Origin of the sequence: Streptacidiphilus sp. P02-A3a (genome assembly GCF_014084105.1) — a bacterium.
Taxonomy (GTDB): domain Bacteria; phylum Actinomycetota; class Actinomycetes; order Streptomycetales; family Streptomycetaceae; genus Streptacidiphilus.
This window is the reverse complement of record NZ_CP048289.1, coordinates 3,421,049-3,441,770: the sequence shown is the minus strand read 5'-3', so window position 1 is coordinate 3,441,770 and position 20,722 is coordinate 3,421,049. Positions and strand designations below refer to the sequence as shown.

Here is a 20,722-nt window from a genome sequence, read left to right as displayed (position 1 = left end):
CGGTCCGGTCAGCTGAAGGTGAACCAGTTGACGTTGACGAAGTTGCCGCCGGTGCTGGTGGCGAAGGTGACGTAGAGGGTGTGCGTCCCGCTCGGCACCGGGGCCTCGGTGACCGTCGCCGTGGTCCAGTCCTGCCACCCGCCGGTCCCGCTGACGTTGACCGTGGCGAACGGCGCGGCGGTCGGCGAGTCCAGCCGGAACTGGATGCTGCCGATGCCGCTGCCGGAGACCGCGGAGGCGTAGCGGGCCTGCACGGTGCCGCCGCGTCCGGTGAAGTCGACGTTGTCGTACTGGAGCCAGCTCGCGCCGTTGATCCAGCCGACGTCGTCGCCGCCGCCGGTGTCGCTGGTCGCCTCGGTGCCGGTGCTGTTGGTCGCCGAGTACTGCGAGGCGGTGACCTTCACCGGAGTGGAGGTCCCGCCGGTCCCGCCGCCGCTGCCGTGGACCGGGCCGAGGGTGACCGACAGCAGTGTGGGCGCGCCGTCGGAGACGAAACCGGACTGGTCCGCGCCGCCGGTGGGGCCGACGTCGTCGTACGGGAAGGCGTAGCCACGGTGGTCGAGGCTGACCGAGTGCACGATCCGGGCGTAGTGGTTGGTCTGCGCGTTGGCGTAGTAGTCGGCGGGGTTCTCGCCGTCCGGCTGGTCGGCGTCGGTGAGCAGGGTGGTGCGGTTCAGCGCGGCGCTGATCCGCGGCACCAGCGCGCTCATCTCCTGGCTGGAGACCGAGAACGGGCCCGAGGCGCAGCTGAAGATGTCGGCGCTGGAGGGCTGCGCGAAGCTGCCCACGCCCGGGAAGGTCAGCAGGCCGTTCACCACCTGGCCGGTGACCGTGCCCCAGGAGCCCTGGGTGTCGATCGACAGGCTGCTGGTCGTGTACTTCTGCCAGACCTGCGCCAGGTAGTTGTCGAAGTAGCCGGAGAGCAGGCTCGGGTTGTACACGATGCCGTTGGTGGGGCTCAGCGCGCGCAGGTTGGCGCCGCCCGAGGTGACCACCAGCTGGTTCCAGCCCTGGCCGTCGGCGGCGTGCTGCGCGGTCAGCTGGGAGCAGATCTGGTCGAGTCCGCCGGCGGGCAGCCCCTCGACGGTCTGCGTCCCGGCGCTGCCGGTGAGTTGCAGCGCGATCGGGATGCAGGCGAAGTCGACGAAGCTGATGTTGGCGTAGACGCCACCGTTGAAGGTGAGTTCGCAGAAGTCCCAGACCACGTCGATGTTGGCGTCGGAGGAGTTGGTCACCGACGGCTCGACCAGCCCGGGGCCCGGGTTGAGGAAGAACTGCAGCGGCGCCCCGATCGAGAACCAGACCCGGGCGCCGGCCAGGTACGGGATGCTCACCCGGGTCGGTGCGGATCCCGAAGCACCCAGCGGGATGGCGCAGTTGACGGACAGTGGGGTACCGACGGAGGCCGGCGAGGCCGGATAGTACGGGGTCTGGCCGTCGGCCTGGAGCAGGAACAGCGCGTTGCCGTTGTTGAGCGCGGTACCGGTGACGTAGGCGTAGACGGTGTTGCTGCCGGTGTTGTTCTGCAACGAGAGGGTGAGCGTGGGCGCGGCCGCGGCGGCGCTGCCGCTGAGCGAGCCGATGGCGACCGGGGCCGCCAGGGCCGCGGCCGAGACCGCGATGAAGTTTCTTCGGGAGATCATCCGACGCTCCTGTGGTCTTCTCCTGGAACAGACAGGACGGTGGGGGGCGGATCCTGAGAGCGCTCTCAAGGAGGATGGTGGTGTTTCCACAGTGTGTCAAGAGTTGTACAAGGAAAGGCATCTGAGGCTGTTGATCCTTCAAGGAGTGACGTCTCACCCGCGCCGTCCCGGGCCGCCGGGCCCGGGGCCGTAGCATGGCGGCCGTGACGGAACACCTGGTGGTCATCGGCGCCGACGCGGCCGGGATGTCCGCCGCCTCCCAGGCACGACGCCGACGCGGCACGGACCAGTTGCGGATCACCGCCTTCGACCGGGGCGGCTTCAGCTCCTACTCCGCCTGCGGGATCCCCTACTGGGTCGGCGGCGAGGTCGCCGAGCGCGACGCGCTGATCGCCCGCACCCCGCAGGAGCACCGGCGCCGGGGCATCGACCTGCGGCTGCGGACCGAGGTGACCGAGATCGACCTGGACCGGCGCCGGGTCCGCAGCCGTGACCTGGACGGCGGGGCCGAGCAGTGGACCGGCTTCGACCAGCTGGTGGTGGCCACCGGAGCGGTGCCGCGGCGCCCGGCGCTGCCCGGCTTCGACGCGCCCGGCGTGCACGGGGTGCAGACCCTGGACGACGGCGGCGCGCTGCTGGCGACCCTGGAGCGGGACTGCCACCGGGCGGTGGTGGTCGGCGGCGGCTACATCGGGATGGAGATGGCCGAGGCCATGGTCCGGCGCGGGCTGCGGGTCACGGTGGTGCACCGCTCGGCGGAGCCGATGGCCACGCTGGACCCGGACATGGGACGCCTGGTGCGGACCGCGATGGAGGGCATCGGCATCGAGGTGGTGCCGGGGGCGGAGGCGCTGGCGGTCCGGCTCGGCCCGGACGGGCGCCCGCGCGCCGTGGTCTCCACCGCCGGGGAGCACCCGGCCGACGTGGTGGTGCTCGGGCTCGGGGTGCGCCCGCGTACCGGGCTGGCCGAGGCGGCGGGGCTGCCCCTGGGCGCCTCCGGCGGCCTGCGGACCACGCCGGAGCAGCGGGTGCCCGGAGTGGACGGGATCTGGGCGGGCGGCGACTGCGTTGAGGTCCTGAACACGGTCTCCGGCCAGTACCAGCACATCGCCCTCGGCACCCACGCCAACAAGCACGGACTGGTCATCGGCACCAACATCGGCGGCGGCCGGGCTTCCTTCCCCGGGGTGGTCGGCACCGCGGTGAGCAAGGTCTGCTCGGTGGAGATCGCCCGTACCGGCCTGCGCGAGCGCGAGGCCGACGCGCTCGGTCTCGACTGGGAGGCGGCCGTCATCGAGTCGACCAGCCGGGCGGGCTACTACCCGGGGGCCGCGCCGATGACCGTGAAGATGCTGGCCGAGCGCGGCAGCGGACGGCTGCTGGGGGTGCAGATCGTGGGCCGGGAGGGGGCGGCCAAGCGGGTGGACGTCGCCGCGGTGGCGCTCACCGCCGGTCTGACGGTTGATCAGGTCGTGTCGCTGGACCTGGGCTACGCGCCCCCGTTCGCCCCGGTCTGGGACCCGGTGCAGGTAGCGGCCCGCAGACTGGCCCCGCTGGTGCGTTAGCGGGGCCGGTCCGCGGTGGTGGACGCCGACGCCGGTGTGGCGTCGGCGGCCACCCGAACCAGAGTTGACGCTCTGTCAGGGGAGCGTCCACTTCTGGTTGGCGCCACCGGTGCAGTCCCAGATCTCCAACTGGGTCCCCGGTGTGGTCGACCAACCCGTGTCGTCCAGGCACTTGTTGGACTGCGGGTTGTACAACGCCCCGTCCGACTGCGGCTCCCAGACCTGGGCCGCGGTGTTGTTGCAGTCGTAGAGGTCGACGGCGGTTCCGTCGGCCGTACCGCCGGCGTCGATGTCCAGGCACTTGCCGAGGGCCTGGATGGTGGATCCGGCCTGCACCACGGTCCACTGCTGGGCGGCGGTGCCGTTGCAGGTGTAGACCTGCACCGGGTTGTAGTCGGCGGTGCTGCCCGAGCGGTCGTCGACGCACAGGCCGCCGTAGCCGGTGATCGCCCCGGTGGCCCCGCTGCCGCCGGTGCCGCCGCCGCCACCGCTGCCGGTGGTCTCGTACGCGGCGACGTAGGCCACGCTCATGGACGCGCCGGAGGTGGTGGCGCTGGTCGGCGAGGTGCAGCCGCAGACGCCGTTGGGATAGCCGCCGCCCATGGCCAGGTCGAAGATGATCGAGAAGTTGTGGTCGACCGCCGCCTGCCAGGTGGCGGTGCCGACCTGGCTCTCACTGACGCTGTAGAACTGGTTGCCGTCCAGGTACCAGGTGATCGACTCGTCGGCGGTGTTGGTCCGGTTCACGATCGCCGTGTAGGTGTGATATCCGGTCTGGCAGCCCGAACACGACTGGAGTCCGCTGCCGAGGCCGTCGGTCTCGTTGCAGGGACCGCCGGGGTCGGTGCCGCAGTGGAAGGTCCCGGAGTGCTCGGAGAGGGCGTTGACGTCCTCCAGGATGTCGATCTCGCCGTTCTCCGGCCACTGGCCGGGGCCCAGCATCCAGAAGGCGGGCCAGTATCCGGTGCCGCTGGCCGGGTTGGGCTGCTCGATGGAGGCGGTGACCTCCAACTCGCCCCCGGCCGGGGCGCCGACGTTGGCGGTGGGCGTCTGGATGCGTCCCGAGGTCCAGTTGCTGCCGGAGCCGATGGCGGTGATGTCCAGGTCGCCGTTGCCGTCCAGGTGGACGTTGTTGGTGGAGTTGGTCATGGTCTCGATCTCACCGGTGCCGAAGTTCGATCCGGGACCGGTGTCGTAGATCCAGTTCGCCGAGGAGGGCGCGCTGCCCGCCGCGCCGCTGAAGTCGTCGCTGAAGACCGTCGACCAACCCGAGGGGGCGCCCGGGACAGCGGCGCCGGCGGGCGCCGCCGAGACGGTGAACACCGAGATCATGGCGGCGATCGGCGCGAGCACGCCGACGAACGCGATCCGCCGGAGCCCCAGCCGGGGCCGCTGTCTGCGGGTCGGCCGCTGACCCTGCGGGCGCGCGGGCGCCGCGCCGTGTTCCTGTGCTGGCATCGTTGTGCTACCTCCGAACGTGGCTGTCCTGCGAACCTGGCTGTCCGGCGAACCTGGCTGTCCGGCTGGACCTGGTGGTCCGGCACCCGGGGTGTTCTGCCGGGCGGTATCTGGGAGCGCTCTCTTTTGCGGGCCGGGACTGCCCCTCGCCTCTCCCCGGGGAGCTGCCGACGACGCCGATACCAGTGGTGACCTGCTGAAATCCGGGCTGAGCCGCCGGACCTGCGGGCTCCGCGCCCGCATGGCGCGGGCCGGTCGCGGAACATCCGCACCGGTCCGGACCAGCCTTCCGGAGTATGTGGTTCGGTTTGACGCGGCGTCAAGATGCCCGGCGAAACGGATGTCGGTTACATGCCACCGTCGATGCGGGTCACCGGCGGTCGCGGCCGCCCGGCCGGTCAGAGCCGTGGCACCCGGATTCCGGCGGGTTCCGGAACCACGCGCGAACCCTTGACACTGTTGAAGCGAACGCGCCACTCTCGAACAGAGAGCGCTCTCCATCCCGCCCGGCAACAGCCGGGCGGGGCGGGGAGGCTAGGGTCGGGAGCGCCGGCACCACCGCCGCCGGTACCACCGTTCCACGACCAGGGGGCCCGCGTGCAGGTCCGGCACGTCCTGCTGCTCGGCGGCACCGCCGAGGCCCGGCGGCTGGCGACCGCGCTGGCCGGTGACCCGTCACTGCGGGTGACCAGCGCGCTGGCCGGACGCGTGGCCCAGCCACTGCTGCCGGACGGTGAGGTCCGGGTCGGCGGCTTCGGCGGCCCCGAGGGGCTGGCCCGGTGGCTGACCGAGCAGCGGATCGACGCGCTGGTCGACGCCACCCACCCGTTCGCCGGGACCATCAGCCGCAACGCGGCCGAGGCGGCGGCGGCCACCGGCGTCCCGCTGCTGGCGCTGCGCCGACCCGGCTGGCTGCCCGGCCCCGGGGACCGCTGGCATCCGGTCGGGTCGCTGGCGGAGGCCGCCGCGCTGCTCCCCGGTCTGGGCCGCCGGGTGTTCCTGACCACCGGGCGGCTGGGGCTGCCCGCCTTCACCGGCGTGCCCGGGCTGTTCCTGCTGTGCCGCTCGGTGGACCCGCCCGAGCCGCCGGTGCCGCCGCAGGTCCGGGTGCTGCTGGAACGCGGCCCGTTCACCCTGGAGGGGGAGCGCGAACTGCTGCGCGCGCACCGGATCGAGGTGCTGGTCACCAAGGACAGCGGCGGCGCGGCCACCGCCGCCAAGCTCACCGCCGCCCGCGAGGCCGGACTGCCGGTAGTGGTGGTCCGGCGGCCGCCCCCGCCGCCGGGGGTGCCGCTGGTCCCGGACGCCGCCGCCGCGGTGGCCTGGCTCGGTACCCTCGGCCCGGGCGGGGCTCAGGACTCGCGGACCCGGCGCAACAGGTAACTGTCCATGATCCAGCCCTTGCGCTCGCGGGCCTCGGCCCGCAGCTCCAGGATCCTCGGCCCGACCTCGCTGACCCGCCCGGAGACCAGGATCTCGTCCGGGGTCCCGACGTAGGCGCCCCAGTAGATGTCCACCTCGGCGCTCTCCGCCGGGCCGATCCCGGCGAAGGCGGTGCGGGCGTCCAGCATCACCGCGACGTCGTCGGGGAGTTCCGGCAGCCCCTCGGCCAGTCGGCGGCCGGTGGTGATCCGCACCGGCTGCCCGACCCGGTTCAGCCCGATCCGGTGCCTGGCCGCCAGCGCGGAGACGCTGCTGATCCCGGGCACGACGGAGTACTCGAACGCCACCCGGCGGCGGGCCAGTACCTCCTCCACGATGGCGATGGTGCTGTCGTACAGGCTGGGGTCGCCCCAGACCAGCATCGCGCCGGTCTCGTCCGGGCCGAGGTCCTCGCCGAGGAAGCGCTCGACCAGGTCGGCGCGGCGGGCCCGCCAGTCCTCGACCGCCTCGGCGTAGGCCGCGGTGGTGCGGTCGCGGTCCGGGTCGGCCGCCTCGACCACGCGGTGCTCCGGGCGCGCGTGCTCGGCCAGCAGCCGCTGCCGCAGCCGGACCAGGTCCTGCTTCTCCTCGCCCTTGCCCAGGACGAGGAAGGCGTCGGCCCGGCCGATGGCCTTCACCGCCTGGAGGGTGAGGTAGTCGGGGTCGCCCGCCCCGATGCCGATGACGATGAGCTGCTTCATGACGGCGAGTCTGCCGCACCGGCCCGCCCGGGCCCGCGCGGGGGGCCGGGGCAGCGCGGCGGGCCCTGCCATCCCCTCGTTGGCAGGGCCCGCACCGTCGTGCCCCACCCACCGCCGGGCAGGTGCCGACGGTTGATCACGACGTGCTCACCACAGGGTCGTACACCGGACCATCCCCCGTCTTGCAGAAATGCGACATGGCGCAGGCGGCCGCGCGGGGTTGTCAGTGGCAAGCCGTAGGGTTCGACTGACCCGCCCTCAACCCGGTTCGTCCGCACGCCAGTCGGTGCCCTCGCCCCCTCGGAGGCCGCGCATGCCATCGCCCGTACCAGCGGCTGAGCCGCAGCCGGACGGCTCGGAGCTCGCCGTCGACCGGGCCGGCGCCGCGCTGTCCGGCTACGTCCTCGGGTACCAGGGGTTCCGGATCGGCGCCATCCCGCAGCAGCGGGCCAGGCTGGTGGTGCCGGACGGCTCGGTCAACATCCTCTTCGGCTTCGGCTCCCCGGTACGGGTGACCGACGCGGTGCGCCCGCAGCTGACCATGACCGCGGTGTCCATGGTCAGCCCGGTGGCACTGACCGCGGTCCTCGGGGAGCACACCGGCGGGGTGCACTGCCTGGTGGCGGTGCTGACCCCGCTGGGGGCGTACCGGCTGTTCGGCGTGCCGATGAACGAGTGGTCCGGGCTGCACCTGGATCCGGCCGACCTCTTCGGCCGCCGCCTTCCCCACCTGCGCGAGCAGCTGGCCGAGTGCCCGGGCTGGCCGGAGCGGTTCCGGCTGCTGGACCGGCTGTTCGCCCGGCAGATCCTGGACGGCCCCGAGTGCCGCCGGGAGGTCGTCTGGGCCTGGGCGGAGCTCCAGCGCAGCGGCGGCCGGGTGCCGATCCAGCGGCTGGCCGCCGCCACCGGCTGGAGCCGCCGCCACCTGGAACGGCGGTTCCGCGAGCAGGTGGGCCGCTCCCCCAAGGACATCGCCCAGATCCGGCGGCTGCAGGAGGCGCTGCGGCTGCAGGAGGCCGGGGTGCCGCTGGCGCACCTCGCCACCCGGGCCGGGTTCCACGACCAGCCGCACTTCAACCGGGCCTTCAAGGCGATGATGGGCTTCTCTCCGCTGCGACTGCCCGCGGACCGGGTCGACTGGGGCCCGAACACCCTGCTGCGGGCCCTGCCGGCGCCGACCGGGCCGTCCGCCCCCGGCTGACCGGCGTCCGGAATCCCGCGCCGACACCCCGGGTGCAGCATCTGTCGCAAAAGCCCCTCCAGCCAGTATGGTGACGGTGAGGGCCCTGCCACATCCCCCCGATGGCAGGGCTCTCGCCATGTCCCGCCGGATATTCGTGCTGTCTACAGTCAAGCCATTGCACACACCAACTAATGATCTTAGGATGATCAGGTGCGTGCCACCGGAGACTCACCGAGTACCACGCAGCCCGCGTCGCGCGCGGCTGCGCAGCAGGGATCGGGTTACAAGTGGGTGGCCCTGTCCAACACCACACTGGGTGTCTTCATGGCCACCCTGGACGCCTCCATCGTGATCATCGCGATGCCGTCCATCTTCCGCGGCATCGGGCTGGACCCGCTGGCTCCCGGCAACATCAGCTACCTGCTCTGGCTGATCATGGGATACCTGCTGGTCACCGCCGTACTGGTGGTCGCCCTGGGGCGACTCGGCGACATCTACGGCCGGGTCCGGATCTACAACCTGGGCTTCGCCGTCTTCAGCGCCGCCTCGCTGGCGCTGTCGCTCGACCCGTTCCGGGGATCCTCCGGCGCGCTGTGGCTGATCGCCTTCCGCATCGTCCAGGCGCTCGGCGGCGCGATGCTGATGGCGAACTCCGCCGCCATCCTGACCGACGCCTTCCCGACCGAGCAGCGCGGCATGGCCCTCGGGGTGAACCAGATAGCCGGGCTGGCCGGGCAGTTCCTCGGCCTGGTCGCCGGGGGCGTGCTGGCCGCCGTCGACTGGCGGGCGGTGTTCTGGGTGAACGTGCCGATCGGCATCGTCGGCACCATCTGGTCGTACCGGAGCCTGCGGGAGATCGGGACCAGTCGCCGCGCGGGCATCGACTGGGCCGGGAACCTGACCTTCACCGGCGGGGCGCTGGCCCTGCTCGCCGGGATCACCTACGGGATCCAGCCGTACGGCGGGCATCCGACCGGCTGGACCAACCCGCTGGTGCTGGCGATGCTCGGCGGCGGACTGGCGCTGCTCGCCGCCTTCGCGATCGTGGAGAGCCGGGTCGCCGAGCCGATGTTCCACCTGGCGCTGTTCCGGATCCGCGCCTTCGCGGCGGGCAACGCCGCCGCGCTGCTCACCGCGATCGCCCGGGGCGGGCTCCAGTTCATGCTGATCATCTGGCTCCAGGGGGTCTGGCTGCCGCTGCACGGCTACGCCTACACCGACACCCCGCTCTGGGCCGGGATCTCGCTGCTGCCGCTGACCGCCGGGTTCCTGGTCTCCGGCCCGGTCAGCGGCTACCTGTCGGACCGCTTCGGTGCCCGGGCCTTCGCCACCGGCGGGCTGCTGCTGATGGCCGCGTCCTTCGTCGGGTTGCTGCTACTGCCGGTCGACTTCTCGTACCCGGTGTTCGCGGTGATCATCTTCGCCAACGGGGTCGGCCAGGGGCTGTTCTCCGCGCCGAACACCTCGTCGATCATGGGCAGTGTGCCGCCGGAGCGGCGCGGCGCGGCCTCCGGGATGCGCGCGACCTTCCAGAACTCGGGCATGTCGCTGTCCATCGGGATCTTCTTCTCGCTGATGGTCGCCGGGCTGGCGAGCTCGCTGCCGCACACGCTCAGCAGCGGGCTCCAGGCCCAGGGCGTCCCGGCGGGCGTGGCCGGGCAGGTCTCCACGCTGCCGCCGGTGTCCACGCTGTTCGCGGCCTTCCTCGGGCAGAACCCGGTGGGCCACCTGCTGGCGCCGTCCGGGGTGCTCGGGAAACTGCCCGCGCACAACGCGGCCACGCTGACCGGCACCCAGTTCTTCCCGCACCTGATCTCCGCCCCGCTGCACCACGGCCTGTCCGTGGTCTTCATCGCGGCGACCGTGATGGCGCTGGTCGCGGCGGCGGCCTCGGCACTGCGCGGCAGTTCCAAGGGCAGTTCCCCGAGCGGCTCCGGGAAGCCCGCGCCGGTCGGCCGGAGCTGACTCACCCGATCAGCTCCACCGCGGCGTCCGCGCAGCCCCAGCTCAGCGTCACCCCGGCCCCGCCGTGGCCGTAGTTGTGCACCAGCGCGCTCCCCGGCAGGGTCGCCTCGTCGCGCTCCAGCCGCACCCCGCCGCGCCGCACCGGGCGCAGCCCGACCAGGTGGCCGACGACCTCGGCGTCGCGCAGGCGCGGCGCCAGCGCGGTACAGCGGGCGATGATCGCGCGGGCGGTCTCCGGGTCGGCGGCGGTGTCCCAGCTGCCCTCGTCGAAGGTCCCGCCGAGCACCACGTCCCGGCTGCGGGGGTGCACGTAGGTGTAACCGGCCGGATCGTCCTGGATCCGCAGCGAGGTGCGCAGGCCGGGGTTGCGCACCAGCACCAGCTGGCCGCGCACCGGGTACAGCGCGCCGTCCCCGCACAGCCGCCGGGCGCCGAGCCCGGAGGCGTTGACCACCACCGGCGCCGCCCCGGCGACCTGTGCCAGGGAGTCCAGCCGCCGGGTGACCAGTCGCCCGCCCCGGCGGCGGAACCGGTCCAGCATCCAGGCCAGGTAGAGCGGCATCTCCACGGTCGGCGCGGTGAACGCCCAGCCGCTGACGCAGCCGGGTGCCAGCTCCGCGCGCTCCAGCGGACGCAGGTCCGGTACCGCCTCGGCCCACCAGGGCCGTCCCGGCGTGTCCTGGTGGGCCATCATCCGGGTCGGCCGCAGCGCGACGCCGGGGACGCCGTCGGCGGCCTGGCGGACGAGTTCGGCATAGGTCGCCGCGCCCCAGTCGGCGACCTCGCCGCCCGCCTCGACCCGGGTCGGGTACCAGACGGCGGCGGCGACCGCCGAGGTGGTCAGCTGCGGCGGCACGGCGGTCACCACCGCCACCCGCGCGCCCGCCCGCTGCGCCCGCAGCGCGGTGCTCAGCCCGATCACCCCGGCGCCGACCACGACCACGTCCGCCCGTACGTCCATCCTCGTGTCACTCCGCGTGTCCAATGCGAGCCACCTCCGACCCTGCCCGGGGCGTGCTGCCACGGGGTCTGGGTCCAGCGAAGCGCGGTCACCGCCGGACGTCCAAGACCGGTCCGGACAGCGGCCATAAGCAACGCCTATCACCGGGCAACGCCTATCATCGACCGGTGGACTTCAATCGGATGCGCTACTTCGCGGTGCTGGCTGAGGAGTTGAACTTCACCCGGGCGGCCGGGCGGCTGCATCTGGCGCAGCCCGCGCTGAGCCAGCAGATCAAGGCACTGGAACGGCAGATCGGCGCACAGCTGATCGAACGGGGAAGCCGGGGCTGCACCTTGACGCCGATCGGCGTGGTGGTGGCCGAGGAGGCCCGGGCGGTACTGGAGCGGGTGGCGGCGGCTGAGGAGCGGATCGCGGCGGCGGTGGACGGCCGCGAGGGCCGACTCAACCTGGCGTACACCAGGTCCGCGCGCGGCGGGGCGGCCGACGCGCTGGTGACCGCCTTCCGCTCCCGGCATCCGCGGGTGGACCTGCGCCTGCAGACCGGCTGGACCTCGCACAACATCGCCGAGCTGCAGGCCGGGCGGCTGGACGCGGCGTTCGTCCGGCCGCCGCTGGACGTCCCCGGGCTCGCCTGCCGGATGATGGCCGACGAGGAGCTGCTGCTGGCGCTGCCGGTGGGGCACCCGCTCGCCCGGACCCACTCGCGGATCAGCCGCCGCCGGATCGCGGGCGAACCGGTGGTGCTCTGGCCCCGGGAGAACGGCCCCGGCATGCATGATCTGATCACCAGTCAACTATGGCCGGACCAAGGACCGTTGATCGTCCGCGTGGAGCCCGACGACGAACAGCTGCTGCTGGCCGTCGCCGCCGGGTACGGGATAGCGCCGATCCCCGAGGGGCGGGCCCGCGCGCTGCGGGTGCCCGGGGTCCGGCTGCGCCGGTTCACCGCGCCGACGCCGGTGGTCGGCCTCGGGCTGGCCTACAACCCGCGGGCCGACACCCGGACGGTGAACCTGCTGCTGGCCCTGGTGGAACCGCGGCAGCCTGCCTGAAACCGGCCCCGCGGGCCGCCGCGGGGCCCGCGGCTCAGTCGCAGCCGAGCGCCAGCGCCTCGCCGACCACCAGGTCCTCGATGCCGAACATGAGGGCCTCCATGTCCGCCCTGGGCAGGTAGGCGGTGTCCGCCGTCATCGACAACTCCAGTGAGCCGGGGGCGTGCTGGGCGTCCATGGCGAAGGTGGTGCCGGGTCGCGGCTCGCACTCCACCGGCCAGGTCAGGGTGGTCAGCGCACGCGACCGGGCCAACGGCAGTTTGGACGGGTCGTCCGCCAGCGGGTAGTGCGGCACCAGGTCACGGATGTCGTTGAAGATGCAGCCCCGGTCGGCGACCGGGCCCCGCTCCGTCGGCATCCGGTCGATGTCGGCGTCCAGCAGCCGCTTGTCGTAGTAGGCGTTCCGGTAGGCGGACAGGGTCACCGCCTGGGCGCGGCCCACCACCTCGGCGAACTCCCGGTCGGCGTCCGGCAGGTGGATCAGCCCCTCCTGCGCCACGGTGGTCACCGCGTGCGTCAGGTCGGAGCGGAACCGGTTGTTGACCACCACCTGGAACACCGGGTCGGTGGTGCCGGTCAGCCGGTGCACCATCACCGAGGCCGCCGCCAGCAGCACCGAGGAGCCACTGGCCCGGTGCCCGGCGGCGACCTGCTCCACCGCGCGGGCCAGCGACGGCGAGTTCAGCACCGCGTTGGGGAACACCGCCGCGGCCGGGCCCGGTTGCCGGGTCGGGAACACCCGCCCGGGACCGGCCAGCAGCTTCTTGGCCCAGTACTGCCGGGCGTTGGCGTCCCGCCGCCGCCCCCGGTCCGAGGTCTGGAAGGCGGCCTCCTCCAGCGGTTGCAGCCCCGGGTGCCGCTCCCTGACCTGCTCCGGGGAGTCGCCGTTCGCCAGCGCGAACAGGTCGGTGACCACCCGGGACAGGCCCCAGCCGTCCACCGCCGTGTGGGACAGGCAGAAGCCGACGAAGGTCATCAGTCCACCGGTCTCCACCACGGCGATCCGCATCGGCCACTCGGTCGCGCAGTCGAACGGGCTGGTCTCCAACTCGGCCAGCAGCTCCCGTCCCCGCTGCTCGGCCTCGTCCGCCCCGGCCTCCCGCAGGTAGACCGGCGTGGTGCCGGCGGCGTCCAGGATCTGCCGCAACCCGCCGCTTCCGTCCGGCTCCAGCCTGGTCCGCAGCGACTGGTACAACCCGGTCAGCTGGGCCACCGCGGCCAGCACCCGGGGCACCGGGATGCCCGGTACCACCGGGAAGCCGATACAGACGTTGTACCGGTAGGAGTCCACCCCGAGCTTGCTCACCGCGTCCCAGATCGCCTGCTGGCCCCACGTGGCCGGGCCGGTACCGGAACCGCCGGAGGAGAAGCCGACGCGCTCCACTCGACTCACACTCGCACTCACGGTCATCTGCCGAGTCTTGCGCACCATCAGCCCCGCGTCGAGACCTTCCGGGAAAGGTAATTTCCTTTCTTAGTAAGGAAATTGACGGAGCATCAGCTGAATTACGGCAGGCTCGCGCAAGCGCCCGCCGCCGTCCGGCGATGCCCCCGGGCGGCGGCGGATCAGCGCAGGTCAGCCGAGGTCCAGCGGCCTCCCCCAGCTTCCGGCGTAGGCGTTCCCGGTCAGCGGACGCCGCTCGCGGGCGGCGGTCTCCCGCAGCCGCAACTGCTCGGGCAGCAGGTCCGCGTGGGCCAGGCTGCCGATGGCGGTCACGGTCAGCGGCAGCAAGCCCTCGGCCGGGGCGTCCAGCGCCGCCAGCAGCCGCTCGTGGTCGAATCCGGCCATCTGGTGCGCGTGCAGCCCCAGGGCATGCGCCTGCAGCGTGAGCTGGGCCACGGCGAGGCCGGTGTCGTACGCGGCGTAGCCGTTGCGCCCGCCGTCCGGCCCCCGCTCGTCGGCGACGGCGGCGACCAGCAGCGAGGCCTTGCCCGCCCAGGTCTGGTTGGCCTCCCGCAGCGACTCGAAGATCGCCTTGTGGGTTGCGTCCCCGCGACGGCCCACCAGGAAGCCCCACGGCTGGCGGTTGCCGGCCGACGGGGCCCACCGAGCGGCTTCGAGGATCGCCGCGAGCTGCTGCTCGTCCACCTGGTGCTCCGGGTCGAAGGAGCGCGGACTCCAGCGCTCGGCGAGCAGCGGGTGCAGCGGGACGGACGTGGCTGCGGAACGGGACATGCCGGATCTCCAGGGTCGGGACGGATCGGACTGGCTCGGCGTCCGGATCGGACGCCGAGCGGGCAAACACCGCAGTCGAGGTCGGATATTCCGCTTGTCGGGCCGCCAGGCGCGCCCATCGCTCGGGTGGTCAGTGCGGCAGCGCCTGCCAGTCGGTGACCGCCGGGTCCCGACCGTCCCCCTCGGCCAGTACCGGCAGCCGTTCCCAGTCCGTCCCGTCGACCGGCGCGGCCCGGTGCACCAGGTAGTACTGCGGCGCCATCGCCGTCTCGTACCGCGGCAGCAGCGCCATCACCTCGCGGTGCAACTGCTCCGGGCCGGGCGGCGACAGGCCGACCACCCGGGCCCGCAACCGGCCCTGGTCCAGGTGCACCCGCGCCCGACCGCGCCCATCGAGGGCCTGGTCCAGCAGCGCGCGCACCGCCCCGAGATCGATCCAGGAGTTGTCCAGCCGCCGCCAGTCACCGACCCGCTCCCCCGGGGCGATCCCGGTCAGCGCGCCCAGCCCGGCCAGTGCGACCGGACCGTCGGCGGCCCGCTCGACCAGGGTCAGCAGCCCCCGGGCGAACCGCTCGCTCTCCGCCCGGTCGAGTACCTGCGGGCAGGCGAGCAGGGCGAACTCCAACCGGCCCCCGACCCGGAGGATGTTGAGCATCAGCCGGGCCGGCAGCCGCTGGTCCGGCAGCCAGGTGAACTCCGGGTCGTCCACGCTCGCCGCCCTGGCTTCGAGGACGGCCTCCGGAATGGTCAGGCTGAGGTCGTTCACCACGACGTGGCGGGCGAACCGCGCGCCGCGCCGGTGCGCGGTGTCCTCGATCAGCCGCCAGACCTTCTCGGCGTCGAAGGTGCTGTTCAGGAAGCCGGACAGGGAGGCGGCCTTGGTCCGCCCGATCAGCTCGTCCAGGTCGGCCGCTCCCGCGTGCAACGCCAGGAAGCCGTCCTGGGCGATCGTCCCCCGGTAGTCGGCCAGGCCGGGGCGGTGCCGGTTGGCCGACAGCGCGGCGATCACCAGTTCGGGCTGGGCCGCGCGCTGCGCCACCAGCGCGGCGAAGGCCGCCAGCAGCACCGTCGACGGGGTCGCGCCGGTACGCCGGGAGGCGGCCTGCAACGCCTTGGCACCCTCGCGGGAGCGGCAGATCAGCAGCGAGACCTCGCCCGGCGGGCTGACCAGCCGGGAGTCCGCGAAGACGGCGTGCGGGCTGGTCCGCAGCACCCGCTCCCAGTGCCGCAGCGAACTGCGGGCCCGGCGCAGCCCGGACGTCGAGCGCTCGACGGCGGCCAGTTGCAACGGCGTCCGGGATTCGACCGGCGGCAGCTGCCGACCGCTCGCGAGTTGCGCCCACTCCTGGATCAGCAGCGAGGTCCCGGCTCCGTCGGCGGCGGCGTGGCAGACCACCACCGTCATCCGCAGCAGCTGTTCGCCGTCGGTGAGCAGCGTGCAGCGCAGCGGGAAGTCCCGGCCCAGGTCGAACCGCACGGTCAGTTCCTTGCGACCCAACTCCTCAGCGAAGGCGTCGAGTTCGCTCGGGTCGAGCTGCCCGGCCTCGATCGCCTCGACGCTGAACGCGCCCTCCGCGTGGACCTCCTGCCGGTCCGGGAAGCCCTCGGGTTCGCCCGGCGGCGAGGGGAAGAGGGTGCGCAGCGTCTCATGCCGCTCGACCAGCGTCCGCAGCGCCGCGAGCCCGTCCGCCACGGTGGTCCCCGCGGGGACCGGCCAGACGCCGTGCTTGTTCATCTGCTCCGGCTCGTCGAAGCGGATGCAGCGGATCATGTTGTCCTGGCCGAACGTGAGCGGCCCGCCGCCGCTGCTGCCGCCGTCGTAGCGGATGCTGATCCGTCTGCTCCGTGTCACATCCCACGCCTTTCAGCCGCCTGTCGCAAGCGACAGTTGACGATCAATCAGAACTCGCGTGCCGTCCCACACGGTGCTGCTCAGCCGGAACGGCCGGGTGCCCTGGGCGGCGACCGCCGCCCGGAACCCCGGATGCCCGGGCAGCGGGACGTCCCGCACCGAGCAGCTGATCCCGGCCACCGGCAGCCGCACCGGACCGGGATCGCCGACCGCCAGGGTCAGGCTCTCGGCCAGTCGGCCGCCGTAGACCTTGACGCAGGCCTCGCGACGGCACCAGAGCACCGCGAAGCGGGCCGCGCGGTCGGCGGGCGAGCCGGCCTCGGCCACCCAGCGGGCGTCCCCGCCCGGGAAGAACCGGTCCGCCACCCGCCGCGCCACGCGGGGGTCGGGCAGCTCCTCGACGTCCACCCCCACCCGGCGGCCCGCCGCCAACGCCAGTACCGCCAGCGCGCCGGAGGCCGAGTAGTTGAGCCGCAGCCCGCCCGGGCCGGACCAGGCGCCGACCGGCTCGGGTTTGCCGTTCGGCCCGCGCCGCCAGCGCAGTCCGGCCGCGGGCAGCCCCAACCGCTCCGCCACCAGCAGCCGGACCACGCCGTGGGCCACGGTGAAGCGGTCGCGGCGCACCGGATCGTCGGCCGCGGCTGCCCGCGACCGCTCCGCCGGGTCCAGCAACCCACCCAGGTGGTCCACCAGTTGACGATCCTGGTCGGTGGGGATCAGCCACAGCTCGACCTCGTCCTGGGCCGGCGTCATCGACCGGCCACGACGCCGACCGGGGTCCGCCCGGCGGTGGCAGCGGCCGGGACCGGTTGCACACCGACCAGGCTGAGCCGGCCGAGCGCCGGGTCGTAGTCGGCGACCAGCACCGGGCGCCGCTGCTCCCGCCAGCCCGGCAGCCGGGTGGCGAGTTGCGACCAGACCCCGGTGGTGGGCTGCCCGGCCGGGGCGAGCACGGTCGGCAGGTCCGGGTCGACGATGCCGTCGAGCCCGGACCCGGCCAGCAGTACTGCCTCCGGCCCCAGCGCCGCCAGTCGCCCGGCCACCGCCTGGGCCACCGAACCTGCCTTCGTCGTTTCCTGATGAACCGTCAGTTCCGGTGTCGCGCTCTCCTCGCAGACCAGGGCCACCGCGCAGTGGACGTCCGGCACCCGCACCGGGACCGCCGGGGTGTAGTGCAGCGACGCCTGTTCGGCGACGAGCACCACCGCCCGTCGGCAGCCGCCGGTGCGCTGGTAGTCCTGGACGATCCGCAACGCGGTGAACGCGGCCGCCGGGCCCTGGTCGTTGACCGCGAACGCCAGCGGCGTCCCCGCGCAGAACCGGGTCAGGTGCACCGCGGTCGAGCGGCCCGGGCGCACGTCCGGGATCGCGAACGCGAGCAGCAGCAGGTCCACCGGTTCGCCGTTCGGCAGCGCCTGCGCCAACAGGCCCTCGGCCATCTCGCCGTAGGAGTGGCCGACGCCCGCCCGCAGCAGGTCCTCGCGCAGCGGGACGCCGTACGGCCGGGTCAGATCCGAGACGAAGACCCGCAGGTCCGGGTCGAGCGAGGTCTCCGACCTGCCGTCGAAGTTCCTGGCCAGCACCCGGCTCACCCGCACGCCCGGGGTTCGCGCAGCGCCTGGGTACGGCACGGCCGCACCGGTTCCGGGCACCGGATCAGTCCTCGGCGACGACATGCCCGGCGACGAAGTCGGCCAGACTGGCCACCGAGCGCAGGTCGTCCTCCGCGATGTCCTCGACGTCCACCTGGAGGTCCAGCGCCTCCTCCAGTTCCAGGATCAGTTCCAGCGTTCCGGCGGAGGTCAGGCCGAGGTCGTCGAAGAGGCAGGCGTTCTCGGGGATCTCCGGAAGCTCCTTCTTCAGGACCCGGGGCAGCAGTTCACCGATGCTGCGCAGGATCTGTCCGCGCAGTTCGGTGCCGGGCTCAACAGCGGTTTCTTCCACGGGTATCTGGTTCCCATCGTGATGGCGCGGCCGACCGGTCGCGCGGCTGTCCGGATCCCGGCTCATGGGCGAGCCGACGCGCGGGCGGATGCCCTGCGGCCGGACAGCGGGCAGTGGCTGGGTACGTCGTGAGTAAGTGATCTGACGGAAGGTCAGTGCTCCACGACCATGGCGGAGAAGGTGGCCCCGATGCCGGAGGCCGCGACCAGATAGCGGTCGCCCTGCCGGAGCAGACCGCGGGTGGTCGCCGTGTGGAGATTGATGAAGGCGTCCGCAGCGAAACTGTGCCCGACTGCGGGCACGTTGTCCAGCACCACCTTCCCGAGTGGCAGCCCGAGCCGCTTGCACAGGCCGCGCCAGGAGACCTGGTTGACGTTGTGCGGCAGCACCAGCGCGAGTTCCGAGCGTTCGGTGCCGGACTGCTCCAGCGCCGCGTCGATCGCCTCGACCATCAGCGCCGGGTACTCCCGCTGGTAGCGCCCGGCGAGCTCCGGATCCTCCGCCAGCCGCCCGTCGAACTCGCCGCGGTGACGTACCGCGTAGGACAGGACCTGGTCCCGGCCGCCGCCGGAGCGCACCAGGCAGGCCGCCGCGCCCTCGGCGAAGATGCCGGTCTCCGGCACGAGTTGGGCGTCCTTGGTGAAGGTCTTCTCCCCCGCCAGGATCAGCGCCAGGGCCTGCGGATCGTCCTCGCCGGACAGCAGTCGACCGGCCAGGTCGATCGCCAGCAGCCCGATCGCACACGCGTGGTGGGAGACCGTGAAGGCGTTGGCGTGCCCGAGCCCATGGCGTTCGAGCAGGTCGTGCAGGGGGTTGACCGGGTACGGCGCGGCCACCGGCATGCTCCGCGCGTGGATCACGAAGCGCACCCGCTGCTCGCGTCCACGCAACTCGGGCAGTGCCCTGAGGGCGCCGTCGAGCAGATCGGTAAGGCTTCCATCGGGATCCAGGAGTACCTGGTCGAGGCCGTGGAAGCGGCGGAAGAGTTGAAGTTGACGTGGGGTCAGACCGATCCGCTCGCCGACCGCCTCAATGGGTACGGCGGTATCGGGAAGGTGGACGGCCACTGCCTCCAGTGCGGTCACGCGGGTTAGTATTCACGCGCCCGCCGGGCCGCACAAGCGGCGCCCTTCCGGATCGAGCGGGCACCGCCCCCGTGCCGTCGAGCAGGTGGAGCCTCCCATGAACGATCACCCCCCGACCGCCGCGCCCGTGCGCCCGGAGCTGCTGGCCCTGCTGGCCGAGGCGGCCGGTGCGCCGCCCGGTTGGGCGGAGCGGCTCACCGCCGCCTCGCGGCTGGACGCCGACCTGCTGCTGGACGAATGCGAACTCGCGGCACTGGCGTCGCTGTTGCGGACTCGCTTCGGCGAGCGGGCCGACCTGGCCGCGCTCCGGGCCGGGCTGGACCTGGACGCACTGGAGGCACTCACCGTCGGCGACCTGGAGCACCGGCTGCTGCCCTCGGCCACGCCCACCCTCCCGGTCGGGAGCCCCCGATGAGCCGGTTCCTGCTGGTGGTGCCCCCGTTGGCGGGGCACGTGCATCCGACCGTCGGGATCGCCCGCGAACTCGCGGCCCGGGGCCACCAGGTGGCCTGGACCGGCTCCGAGGCGGTGCTGCGGCCGCTGCTGGGTCCGGACGCCGAGATCCTGGCGACCGGCAGCCGGCTGTTCCGGGCCCAGAGCGGCCACGGCCTGGGCGCGCTGCGCACCCTCTGGGAGGGCTTCATCACCCCCTACGCGCGCTTCACCGCGAAGGCCCTGGACCGGGCCGTGCTGGAGTACCGGCCCGACGTGGTGGTGGTGGACCAGCACACCCCCGCAGGGGCGCTGACCGCCCACCGGCACCGGCTGCCCTGGGCGAGTCTGGCGCCCGGCGCGATGGAGGTCGGGCGGCCGTTCCGGGCCCTGCCGAAGGTCGAGTCCTGGATGACCGACCAGCTCACCGCGTTGTGGCAGCGCGCCGGGCTGCCACCGCGGGAGTACACCGATCCGCGCTTCTCGCCGGAGCTGGTACTCGCGCTCACCGGCCCCGCGCTCACCGGGGCCGAGCCCTTCCCCGCGCACTTCTCGCTGGTCGGACCGGTACTGACGGAGCGTCCGGCGGATCCGTCGTTCCCCTGGGAGCGGCTGCTCCCGGGCCGCCGACGGGTGCTGCTGACCATGGGCACCCTGGCCGCCGACGTCAGCGCGGACTTCCACGCGCGGGCGGTGCGGGCGTTGGCACTGCTCGGCGACGAGGTGCAGGCGGTGGTCGCCGCGCCGCCCGAGTCGCTGCCGGAGCCGTCCCGGCTGCCGCCGGGCGCGCTGGTGGTGGACCGGGCGCCGGTGCTGGAGCTGATGCGGCGCGGCGAGTTGGACGCGGTGGTCTGCCACGGCGGGATGAACACCGTGGGCGAGGCGCTCAGTCACGGGATCCCCCTGGTCACCGCGCCGATCCGGCACGACCAGCCGTTCGTGGCCGCCCAGGTCGAGGCGGCCGGGGCAGGACTGCGGGTGCCGTTCGCCCGAGTCGCCCCGGAGCGGCTCGCGGCAGCGGTACGCTCGGTGCTGGACGACCCCGCGTACCGGGCCGCCGCCGCCCGCGTGGGCGCCGGACTGCGTTCCGGTGGCGGGGCGCACACGGCCGCGGACCGGCTTGAGGCACTGCCGAGGTCCCCGCGCTGACCGCGCGTGGATCATGCGTGGACCCCGCTGACCGGCAAATCTATTGGTCTAGGCCATTGTTTCCACCCCGTCGAAGACCCTAGGGTTGCCCTCAGCACCACTTTTCCCTGGTGCCACTGGCGCCCCACCCC

18 protein-coding genes are annotated in these 20,722 nt (G+C 73.2%); 7 read left to right on the top strand and 11 right to left on the bottom strand.

From position 1 onward, the window contains the following. Nucleotides 1-8: 8 nt before the first annotated feature. Nucleotides 9-1,643, bottom strand: coding sequence for a beta-1,3-glucanase family protein (locus GXP74_RS15635; protein ID WP_182452085.1), 1,635 nt, complete (start codon nucleotides 1,641-1,643; stop codon nucleotides 9-11). A 194-nt stretch (nucleotides 1,644-1,837) separates the two neighbouring features. Between GXP74_RS15635 and GXP74_RS15630 the strand changes: the two genes are divergently transcribed. Next, nucleotides 1,838-3,208, top strand: coding sequence for an FAD-dependent oxidoreductase (locus tag GXP74_RS15630; RefSeq protein WP_182452084.1), 1,371 nt, complete (start codon nucleotides 1,838-1,840; stop codon nucleotides 3,206-3,208). 75 nt (nucleotides 3,209-3,283) lie between these two features. On the opposite strand, the gene GXP74_RS15625 is transcribed toward GXP74_RS15630, so the two are convergent. Further along, nucleotides 3,284-4,666: a ricin-type beta-trefoil lectin domain protein gene (locus GXP74_RS15625; RefSeq protein ID WP_182452083.1), complete on the bottom strand. Its 1,383-nt coding sequence runs from the start codon at nucleotides 4,664-4,666 to the stop codon at nucleotides 3,284-3,286. Nucleotides 4,667-5,263: 597 nt separating this feature from the next. Between GXP74_RS15625 and GXP74_RS15620 the strand changes: the two genes are divergently transcribed. Next, a complete protein-coding gene (locus GXP74_RS15620) occupies nucleotides 5,264-6,049 on the top strand; it encodes a cobalt-precorrin-6A reductase (protein ID WP_225447966.1) in 786 nt (261 codons plus the stop codon). Here GXP74_RS15620 and cobF read toward each other — a convergent pair. Further along, nucleotides 6,019-6,789 carry a precorrin-6A synthase (deacetylating) gene (gene cobF, locus GXP74_RS15615; protein WP_182452082.1) on the bottom strand — a complete coding sequence of 257 codons (771 nt, stop codon included), beginning with the start codon at nucleotides 6,787-6,789 and terminating at the stop codon, nucleotides 6,019-6,021. The genes GXP74_RS15620 and cobF overlap by 31 nt on opposite strands. Nucleotides 6,790-7,102: 313 nt before the next feature. Here cobF and GXP74_RS15610 point away from each other — a divergent pair, with 313 nt between their 5' ends. Together GXP74_RS15610 and GXP74_RS15605 are read left to right on the top strand one after the other, a co-directional pair. Next, complete coding sequence (locus tag GXP74_RS15610; RefSeq protein ID WP_182452081.1) at nucleotides 7,103-7,990, top strand: helix-turn-helix domain-containing protein; 888 nt, start codon at nucleotides 7,103-7,105, stop codon at nucleotides 7,988-7,990. 306 nt (nucleotides 7,991-8,296) lie between these two features. Continuing rightward, nucleotides 8,297-9,937, top strand: a complete 1,641-nt coding sequence (locus GXP74_RS15605) for an MFS transporter (RefSeq protein ID WP_182456469.1) — start codon at nucleotides 8,297-8,299, stop codon at nucleotides 9,935-9,937. A gap of 1 nt (nucleotide 9,938) precedes the next feature. Here GXP74_RS15605 and GXP74_RS15600 read toward each other — a convergent pair whose 3' ends face one another. Continuing rightward, nucleotides 9,939-10,898: an FAD-dependent oxidoreductase gene (locus GXP74_RS15600; protein WP_182452080.1), complete on the bottom strand. Its 960-nt coding sequence runs from the start codon at nucleotides 10,896-10,898 to the stop codon at nucleotides 9,939-9,941. Nucleotides 10,899-11,065: 167 nt separating this feature from the next. On the opposite strand from GXP74_RS15600, the gene GXP74_RS15595 reads away from it, so the two are divergent. Further along, complete coding sequence (locus GXP74_RS15595) at nucleotides 11,066-11,953, top strand: LysR family transcriptional regulator (protein ID WP_225447965.1); 888 nt, start codon at nucleotides 11,066-11,068, stop codon at nucleotides 11,951-11,953. Between the two features lie 34 nt (nucleotides 11,954-11,987). Here the strand turns inward: GXP74_RS15595 and GXP74_RS15590 are convergent, their stop codons facing one another. The 7 genes from GXP74_RS15590 to GXP74_RS15560 all read right to left on the bottom strand — a co-directional run bounded on the left by GXP74_RS15590 (nucleotide 11,988) and on the right by GXP74_RS15560 (nucleotide 19,010). Continuing rightward, nucleotides 11,988-13,364 (bottom strand): condensation domain-containing protein, encoded by a 1,377-nt coding sequence (locus GXP74_RS15590; protein ID WP_182452079.1) that lies wholly within the window; start codon nucleotides 13,362-13,364, stop codon nucleotides 11,988-11,990. A 165-nt stretch (nucleotides 13,365-13,529) separates the two neighbouring features. Then, nucleotides 13,530-14,129 (bottom strand): nitroreductase family protein, encoded by a 600-nt coding sequence (locus tag GXP74_RS15585; RefSeq protein ID WP_182452078.1) that lies wholly within the window; start codon nucleotides 14,127-14,129, stop codon nucleotides 13,530-13,532. 130 nt (nucleotides 14,130-14,259) lie between these two features. Continuing rightward, nucleotides 14,260-15,981 (bottom strand): condensation domain-containing protein, encoded by a 1,722-nt coding sequence (locus tag GXP74_RS15580; RefSeq protein ID WP_182452077.1) that lies wholly within the window; start codon nucleotides 15,979-15,981, stop codon nucleotides 14,260-14,262. A 12-nt stretch (nucleotides 15,982-15,993) separates the two neighbouring features. Next, on the bottom strand, nucleotides 15,994-16,734 hold the full coding sequence (locus GXP74_RS15575; protein WP_182452076.1) for a 4'-phosphopantetheinyl transferase superfamily protein: 741 nt from the start codon (nucleotides 16,732-16,734) through the stop codon (nucleotides 15,994-15,996). Next, nucleotides 16,731-17,579, bottom strand: a complete 849-nt coding sequence (locus GXP74_RS15570) for a 2-hydroxy-acid oxidase (protein ID WP_182452075.1) — start codon at nucleotides 17,577-17,579, stop codon at nucleotides 16,731-16,733. Before GXP74_RS15570 ends, GXP74_RS15575 begins: the two co-directional genes overlap by 4 nt. A gap of 58 nt (nucleotides 17,580-17,637) precedes the next feature. Then, nucleotides 17,638-17,925, bottom strand: coding sequence for a phosphopantetheine-binding protein (locus GXP74_RS15565; RefSeq protein WP_225447964.1), 288 nt, complete (start codon nucleotides 17,923-17,925; stop codon nucleotides 17,638-17,640). Between the two features lie 152 nt (nucleotides 17,926-18,077). Beyond that, nucleotides 18,078-19,010, bottom strand: coding sequence for a 3-oxoacyl-[acyl-carrier-protein] synthase III C-terminal domain-containing protein (locus GXP74_RS15560; protein WP_182452073.1), 933 nt, complete (start codon nucleotides 19,008-19,010; stop codon nucleotides 18,078-18,080). A gap of 97 nt (nucleotides 19,011-19,107) precedes the next feature. On the opposite strand from GXP74_RS15560, the gene GXP74_RS15555 reads away from it, so the two are divergent. Then, a complete protein-coding gene (locus tag GXP74_RS15555) occupies nucleotides 19,108-19,425 on the top strand; it encodes a hypothetical protein (RefSeq protein ID WP_182452072.1) in 318 nt (105 codons plus the stop codon). Further along, nucleotides 19,422-20,591, top strand: a complete 1,170-nt coding sequence (locus GXP74_RS15550) for a glycosyltransferase (RefSeq protein WP_182452071.1) — start codon at nucleotides 19,422-19,424, stop codon at nucleotides 20,589-20,591. The genes GXP74_RS15555 and GXP74_RS15550 overlap by 4 nt, the downstream gene beginning before the upstream one ends. Nucleotides 20,592-20,722 lie beyond the last annotated feature (131 nt).